The following is a 2,009-nucleotide window of genomic DNA, read 5'->3' as shown; positions in this document are numbered from 1 at the left end:
GGGCCGGTCGGCTTCGACCCTACGGCCCGCGCGACGACTTGTTCCGGCTCGCCTCCGTGGAGCCCGTACGACCCACCCAAGGGAGGGCCGCCGGGCGGGGTCCGGCAGAACCCGAAGGTCCTCGCCGTTGTACGGCGCTGGCTCATGCTCCCCGTGCGCCGGCGTCCAGAGTCTCCGCCAGGCTGAGCGCTGCCAGGACCTGCGCCTGGCCTTCGGACGGTTGCAGGGTGCCGGTCGCGGTCGCCTCGGCGACCCGGGCTGCGTGTTCCAGTGCCATGGCCACGCCGGTCGGCTCCCGGTAGGTGGTCAGCCACTCGAATCCCGCGCGGAGTGCAGCCGCGAGGTCGCCGTCGTGGTCCTCCGGGGCGTGCGTGGTTAACGCCCGGAGCCACAGGTCGGCATGGGACTGCACGATCGCGGCGAAGGGCCGGTAGTCGGTGACGGTGCCACACCGGCCACCGGCGCCCTCGGGGCCGCGCCGCCCGGTCCAGCTGTTGGCCAGCCAACGGTGACGGTGGCAGACCTCCAGCCGGTAGTCCATCGGCCGGTCCCGTGCCCGGGTGCGGCGTTCGATGACGACGGTCGACGGTGCGGTGCATGTCGTGAGCTGGCGCAGGACCGGCACAGCGGTACCCCCTCCTGGTCGCGGTGAGGATCCGATCATGGTCATGGGATGAGTGCGCCGTCGTCCACGATTGGACGCTACGGCTGTGACCCGGATCTCATTCCCCGGCCGGGTGGCGCAGTTCCGTCAGCGCGCGCCGGCGGATCCCGGTACGACGCGAAGACGGCCGGGCTCGGGTCCCGGACCTGTGGGTGGCGTGGGAAGCAGATGGTAGGGCTGCCACAGTGCGGGGGTTTGCTGGTTGCGCTCCCAGTGCGGGGCGCCGGTCAGGGCGACGATCCGGTGCATGGGGATGTGTAGCGGCAGGTGCCGGCCGCCGGGGTTGAGGGCGATGCCTGTGCTGTCGACGGTTTCGAGCGTCCCGAACAGGGTGGCCCACGAGTGCTGTTCTGCGTCACGGCCGCACAGCACGTCCAGGCGCAGCGCGCTCCAGCGCAGCCAGGGCGCCATCCCCTCCAGCTCGGCCGGGGCCTGGGGGCTGTCGGGAATCCAGCAGCTGTACCCGTCGCGCAGGGCGCTCGCGATGCGGTAGGTGCGTTCCTCGCCCTCCCCGTCGCGCCACGGCCGGTCGGCTGCACGCCGGGCGCGGCGCTGCTCGAGGACCTCGTCCGTAGGGGTGGACGGCTCGCGGTCGCCGTCGCCGGGCAGGAACGGGAACGCCTGCCGCAGCAGTGCCGCGGCTGCCGCCTGGTCTGCCGCGCCGCCGGTGACCGGCCCGCCGGCGGTGAACCGCGGCTCGTAGTGTGAGGGCTGGGCTGCCTGTTCCCGTTCCAGCTTCGCCACCAGGTGCGCCGGGGCAGCAACGACCGCCGCGTAGGACGGTCCGGCGGTGTCGCCGCCGCTCCAGGACACGTAGTCGTCGACCTCGCGGTGCCCGTGGGGGACGACCGGGCCCAGTACGGGGGAGGCGGCCAGGTAGGCGACCGGGGTGTCGCGGGTGCCGGTCAGCGGCCAGTCGCGTACCAGCAGCAGCCGCGCGGACATGGCGGCAACCTCCGCCTCGAACTCTTCCTCAAGGCGGTTGCACGCGGCTGTCACGGCCTGTGGCCACCACAGGGCCAGCTCGGCGTCCGCCCACGCTGCCGGGTCTGCGTGCTGGTCGCCGGGGGTGCGCGGCGGCACGGGCAGCCGGGTGACGTCCCGCACTCGGGCGCCCTTCAGCTCGTCCGCGACGGCGGCGCGGGCCAGGTCGGCGGACTGCTCGGGGCCACGGCCGCGCGAGCGGGCCGCAAGCCACACCCCGCATACCAGGGTCCACACGTCCAGGTGCGGTTCCGGCTCGTACATCCGGGGCCGCCGGCGCGAGAGGTTGCCGACCGCCGCGCCGATCTGGTCCAGCTCCCGGCGCTCATCGGTGTCGGCGCAGCGTCGCACCGCGTCCCGG

General features: G+C 73.9%; 2 protein-coding genes. Both read right to left on the bottom strand.

Features of this window, described 5'->3' with window-relative positions; genetic code table 11:
- Positions 1 to 142: 142 nt before the first annotated feature.
- Positions 143 to 625, bottom strand: a complete 483-nt coding sequence (locus ABZ281_RS47450; RefSeq protein ID WP_356664839.1) for a hypothetical protein — start codon at positions 623 to 625, stop codon at positions 143 to 145.
- Positions 626 to 751: 126 nt separating this feature from the next.
- Positions 752 to 2,009 (bottom strand): hypothetical protein (locus ABZ281_RS47445; protein WP_356664837.1); only part of this gene is annotated, 1,258 nt, incomplete at its 5' end.

It is taken from the genome of Streptomyces sp. NPDC006265, assembly GCF_040613555.1.
Taxonomy (GTDB): domain Bacteria; phylum Actinomycetota; class Actinomycetes; order Streptomycetales; family Streptomycetaceae; genus Streptomyces.
Note: the sequence above shows the minus strand (reverse complement) of the source record. Positions and strands in the feature narration are given on the sequence as shown.